This is a genomic window from Spirillospora sp. NPDC049652 (assembly GCF_040675125.1).
In the GTDB taxonomy this organism is placed as follows: domain Bacteria; phylum Actinomycetota; class Actinomycetes; order Streptosporangiales; family Streptosporangiaceae; genus Spirillospora.
The window spans coordinates 1-4,879 of sequence record NZ_JBFAOF010000548.1; the positions used below are offsets into that span (position 1 = coordinate 1).

Genomic DNA, 4,879 nt, shown 5'->3' on the forward strand with positions numbered 1-4,879 from the left:
CGAGCAGCGTCTTGCCGGTGCCGGGGGAGCCGGTCAGCAGCACGCCGCGCGGGGCGCGGGCGCCCATCCGGCGGTACTTGTCGGGGTCCCTGAGGAAGTCGACGATCTCCTCCAGCTCGGCCTCGACCTCGTCGATCCCGGCGACGTCGGCGAACGTGGCGCGCTTCTCGTCGGGGGTGACGGGCTTGGGGGAGCGGCCGAAGCCGCCGAGCATCCCGCCGCCGCGTCCGCCGCCGGTCATGCGGCGCTGCAGCCAGACCATCGCGCCGATCCACAGGCCGACGAACAGCAGCGTGGGCAGCAGCGAGAGCAGCAGGTTCGCCAGCGGGCTGCGGTTCTCGTTGACCGGCTTGGCCTCGACGACCACGCCCTTGGCGACCATCTCGCCGAAGATGTTGTCGTTGGCGAACTCGGGACGCAGCGTCTTGAAGTCGGAGTAGGTCTTCTTGGCGTCGCTCTGGCCGGGCACCTGCTGCGCCTGCTTCAGCTGGCCCTGGATCTCGAAGCCCTTGGTGTAGACGTCCTTGACGTTGCCCGCCGCGACCTGCTGGGTGAAGGCGGTGTAGGGGATGTCGGCGCGTTCCTTCTGGCCCGCGATGTTCATGGACGTGTAGCTCAGCGCGAACACGAGCAGGAGCAGCAGCCAGAAGATGAAGGTGTTGCGGCCCGGACGGAACCCGCCGCCGCCCTTGTTGCCGTCGCCGTCGCCGTTCTTCTTCTCCGGCTGGTGCTTCACGCCTTCGGCACGCCACGGCTGGCCGGGCTGGTCGCGGGGCGGCACCGGCTGCCTCCGGTCGGGCTGCCTCCGGTCGGACCGTCCTTCCGGACGAGCCCGGTCCGGCCGGCCCGGCGGCGTCTCCGCTGGCTTCGACGGCACCTTCGCTCCCCTGCATCCCTCAGCGCGCCCCCGGGGCCGGGGGCGGAACAAGATCTTCCCTGGTCGGCGGCGCGGAAAACCCGGCCCGCCGGCCTCTGGACCGGTCCGCCGCGGCTGGTCGCGGACGGCGCCGCCCGGTGCTCGCCGGGGTCAGCCGCCCGCCGCGGGAGCGGCGAACCCGTACTTGCCGAACAACGAACGAGCGGCCGGAGATGTCAGCCATGTGACGAACGCCTCCGCCTGCTTCGCGTGCCCGCCGCGCACCGCCGCCGCCGGATAGGACGCCACGACGTTCAGCGCCGGCGGAACCGGCACGCTCCCGGCCGCCACACCGGCGGACCGGAGGTCGGTGACGTACACCACGCCCGCGTCGGCCTCCCCGGCCCGGACCCGGTCGAGCACCGCCCGCGCGCTGACCTCCTGCGACGACGTCCGGACGGTCAGCCCGGCGCGCGCGAACATCTGCTGCGCGTACCGTCCGACCGGGACGATCGGTCCGCCGGTGACGACCCGCAGGCCGGGCCGGGCCAGATCGTACGGCGAGCGCAGCCGCTTGGGGTTGCCCGGCCGGACGGCGATGACCAGCGAGTTGCGCGCGACGACCAGCGGACGGCCCGCCAGCTTCCGCCCGACCTCCCTGAGCGCCGTCTCGTCGGCGGTGACCAGCACGTCGCCCGGCTGGTGGTCCGCGACCCTGGCGGTCATCTCCTGGGAGCCGCCGTAGACGGTGCGGATCCGCACGCCCGGCCGCTCCTGGCGGTAGGTGGCGCCCAGCTCGTCCAGCACGCCGGTCAGCGAGGACGCGGCGAGGACGGTCAGCGTCACCGGCCCGGACGATCCGCCGCAGGCGCCCAGGGACGCGCCGAGGACGGCGGTCAGGACCGGGACGGCGGTGGGACGGCCCCATCGGCGGAAGTCGGGCATATGCCGTCATCCTAGAGTTGATCGGGCTTCGCTCCGGTGATTCGGGCCGGGCGTGTCAGTGCCCCGGACTAGGGTTCTGCTCAGTGCTGGCGAAACCTCGGCTGGAGAGGCCCCCGATGACGTTCGACCTGATGCAGCAGCTCCCCGGCGACTGGCGGGAGCGCGTCGAGCCCCTGCTCGACCCGGTCAAGACGGCCGAGCTGGCCGCGTTCGTGGCGGGGGAGTACGAGGAGCAGACGGTCTACCCGCCCCGCGAGGACCTGTTCAACGCCTTCCGGCACTGCCCCTACGACCGGGCGCGCGTGCTCATCCTCGGCCAGGACCCCTACCACGGCCCCGGCCAGGCCCACGGCCTGTCGTTCAGCGTCAAGCCCGGCGTGAAGCTCCCGCCGTCGCTGCGCAACATCTACAAGGAGCTGGCGAGCGACCTCGACGTCCCGGTCCGCACCCAGGGCGACCTGACGCCGTGGGCCGACCAGGGCGTGCTGCTGCTCAACGCGGTGCTGACCGTCCGCGCCGGGGACGCCGGCTCGCACGCGAACAAGGGCTGGGAGGAGTTCACCGACGCGGCCATCCGCGCGCTGAACGAGAAGTCCGAGCGCGTGGTGTTCGTGCTGTGGGGCGCCTACGCCCGCAAGAAGGCCCGGCTGATCACGGGCGAGCAGCACACCGTGATCGAGTCGGCGCACCCGAGCCCGCTCAGCGCCAAGAAGTTCTGGGGCACCAAGCCGTTCAGCGCCGTCAACAAGGCCCTCGCGGACGCGGGCGAGCCCGAGATCGACTGGGACCTCGGCCCCGCCTCCTGACCCGCCCGGCGGGGCCGGTGATCGTTTCCCCCGTGCGGGGGAAGCGGTTCCCCTCCGGGCGGGAGGTGCGGCGGGACGGCCGTCGCGATGCTCGGGGCATGACGACATTCGCTCAGCCCGTGCCGTCCGCCCCGCGCGGACGGCACGGGTCACCCGGCGCGCTGCGCCTCGCCATCGCCTACCTGACGTGCGCGGCGTGCGTCCCGTACATCGTGCTGAAGCTGACCTGGCTGCTCGGCGGGAACGTCGGTGTCAACGACACCGGGATGATGCACTCCACCAAGGTGGAGGTCGCCAACGCGATCACCTTCGCGCTGGACACGACGACCATCCTGATCGCCCTCGCGTTCACCTACGGCTGGGGCCGGCGGCTGCCGTCCTGGCTGGTCGTGGTGCCGATCTGGGTCGGCACGGGGCTGCTGGCGCCGCTCGCCGTGGGCATTCCGCTGGGCACGATCGTCCAGTTCGCGCTGGGTGAGGGCTCGCCGACGTCGTCGTCGGGCGCGTCCGCGCTCGACCCGTGGGTCTTCGCCGTGGTGTACGGCGGCTTCATCACGCAGGCCGTGGGGCTGACGGCCGCGTTCGTCTTCTACGCGAAGGCGCGGTGGCCCGAGGCGTTCGCCCTGCTGGCGCGGGACGTCCCGGCGGGGCCGACCGACGTCATGCGGCGCTTCCTCGCCTGGGCCGCGGCGGTCCCGATGGCCTTCGTGGTGGTCGTGGACCTCTACTGGGCGTTCGGCGGCGACGGCGGCCGGACCACCGCCCTCAGCACCACCCAGCAGGTGGTCCAGTTCGTGGACGCCGCCATCGCGCTCGCCGGGGCCGCCGGGGCCCTGGTGCTCGTCCACCGGCGGCGCGGACGGCTGATCGTCCCGATGGCGGCGACCTGGATCGGCGGCGGAGCGGGCTTCGGGTACGGCCTGTTCACCTGCATGGTCGCCGCGGACCCGGACACGACCACCCTGATGAACCTGGACGCCCTGGCGGGCATGCTCGGTGGCCTGGTGATCGCCCTGGCCGGCGCGTCCCTGATCGCGGAACGCGCCGCCGAGCGCATCGCCGCTGCCGGCGGGGACGGTCAGAGCGCGAGCCCGACCGCCAGCAGCACGCCGTAGACGATCTGGAGGCGGGCGGTCATCCCGAGCACCGGGATGAGGTCGCGGCCCTTGGCGCCCTGGATGACCTTCTGCGTGGGCGGCACCGAGAACGGCGCGGCGAGCAGCGCGATCAGCACCCACGGGTGCGGGGCCGCGAGGGCTAGGACGACCATGAACGGGATCGCGCAGCACGCCGCGTACAGGATGCGCGTCCAGGGCCCGCCGAGGACGACCGCCAGGGTCCGCTTGCCGGCCTCCTTGTCGTTCGGCAGGTCCCGCAGGTTGTTGACGACCAGCAGCGCGCAGGCCAGCAGCCCGATCGGGACGGCCGCCGCCCACGCCTCCCAGGGCAGCGTCTCGGTCTGGACGTACACCGTGCCGACGACCGCGACCAGCCCGAAGAACACGAACACCGAGATCTCGCCGAGCGCCCGGTACCCGTACGGGTTCTTGCCGCCCGTGTAGAACCAGGCGGCGAGGATCGCGAAGGCGCCGACCAGCAGCAGCCACCAGGACGACACGGCGGCGAGCACCAGGCCCGCGACGGCCGCGACCGCGAAGCTGCCGAGCGCGGCGGCGAGCACCTGCTTCGGCGGCGCGACCTTGGACCCGACCAGGCGCAGCGGCCCGACGCGGACCTCGTCGGTGCCGCGCACGCCGTCGCTGTAGTCGTTGGAGTAGTTCACGCCGATCTGGAGCACGAGCGCGACGACGGCGGCCAGCAGGGCGCGCCACCAGACGGCGTGCCCCGCGCCGATCGCCACGCCGGTTCCGACGACGACGGGCACGAGCGAGGTGGGGAGGGTGCGGGGCCGGGACCCGGCGACCCATTGGGAGAGCGTGGCCACAGTGATACCGCTAGTTCTCGAGGGTGCAAGGGGACGGTTGTCGATTCTCGCCGATGATGATCATTACTCGGACGCCGCCGTGCCCACAGGCCCGGCCAGGCGGGCCGGAGCGACGCCGTCACCGCCGCCGTCACCGTCCGCGCCGTCGGCCCGGACGGTTCGGGACGACCGGAACGCGCGGGACGGCCGCAGCCGCAGGGAGAGCAGCAGCCCCCCGGCGAGGATGGCCGCGGTCGCGAGCGCTCCGGCCCGGGACGCGTCGGCGAGGCTGGCGTCGGCGGCCCGCGCGACCTGCACGGGCAGTCCGGCATGGGCGAGATCGCGCGG

Annotated in this window: 6 protein-coding genes; 2 read left to right on the top strand and 4 right to left on the bottom strand. The window is 73.2% G+C overall.

The annotated features are described in order from the left end of the window. Both AB0J52_RS27465 and modA read right to left on the bottom strand, forming a co-directional pair. Nucleotides 1–781, bottom strand: a 781-nt coding sequence (locus tag AB0J52_RS27465; RefSeq protein ID WP_500185240.1) for an ATP-dependent metallopeptidase FtsH/Yme1/Tma family protein, incomplete at its 3' end; no start/stop codon positions are given. A 246-nt stretch (nucleotides 782–1,027) separates the two neighbouring features. Next, the gene (gene modA / locus AB0J52_RS27470) at nucleotides 1,028–1,801 is read right to left on the bottom strand and encodes a molybdate ABC transporter substrate-binding protein (protein WP_500185241.1); all 774 of its coding nucleotides are present in this window, start codon (nucleotides 1,799–1,801) and stop codon (nucleotides 1,028–1,030) included. Between the two features lie 116 nt (nucleotides 1,802–1,917). Between modA and AB0J52_RS27475 the strand changes: the two genes are divergently transcribed. Together AB0J52_RS27475 and AB0J52_RS27480 are read left to right on the top strand one after the other, a co-directional pair. Continuing rightward, nucleotides 1,918–2,607 (top strand): uracil-DNA glycosylase, encoded by a 690-nt coding sequence (locus AB0J52_RS27475; protein ID WP_500185242.1) that lies wholly within the window; start codon nucleotides 1,918–1,920, stop codon nucleotides 2,605–2,607. A gap of 98 nt (nucleotides 2,608–2,705) precedes the next feature. Continuing rightward, nucleotides 2,706–3,722, top strand: a complete 1,017-nt coding sequence (locus AB0J52_RS27480) for a hypothetical protein (protein WP_500185243.1) — start codon at nucleotides 2,706–2,708, stop codon at nucleotides 3,720–3,722. Here the strand turns inward: AB0J52_RS27480 and AB0J52_RS27485 are convergent. Beyond that, nucleotides 3,686–4,552 carry a 1,4-dihydroxy-2-naphthoate polyprenyltransferase gene (locus AB0J52_RS27485; RefSeq protein ID WP_500185244.1) on the bottom strand — a complete coding sequence of 289 codons (867 nt, stop codon included), beginning with the start codon at nucleotides 4,550–4,552 and terminating at the stop codon, nucleotides 3,686–3,688. The genes AB0J52_RS27480 and AB0J52_RS27485 overlap by 37 nt on opposite strands. 63 nt (nucleotides 4,553–4,615) lie before the next feature. Continuing rightward, the coding region (locus AB0J52_RS27490) for a hypothetical protein (RefSeq protein ID WP_500185245.1) at nucleotides 4,616–4,879 on the bottom strand (264 nt) is incomplete at its 5' end.

Excerpts from the sequence above, each read along its gene's own strand:
- modA (WP_500185241.1), bottom strand. The coding sequence starts at position 1,801 with ATGCCCGACTTCCGCCGATGGGGCCGTCCCACCGCCGTCCCGGTCCTG.
- AB0J52_RS27475 (WP_500185242.1), top strand. The coding sequence starts at position 1,918 with ATGACGTTCGACCTGATGCAGCAGCTCCCCGGCGACTGGCGGGAGCGC.
- AB0J52_RS27480 (WP_500185243.1), top strand. The coding sequence starts at position 2,706 with ATGACGACATTCGCTCAGCCCGTGCCGTCCGCCCCGCGCGGACGGCAC.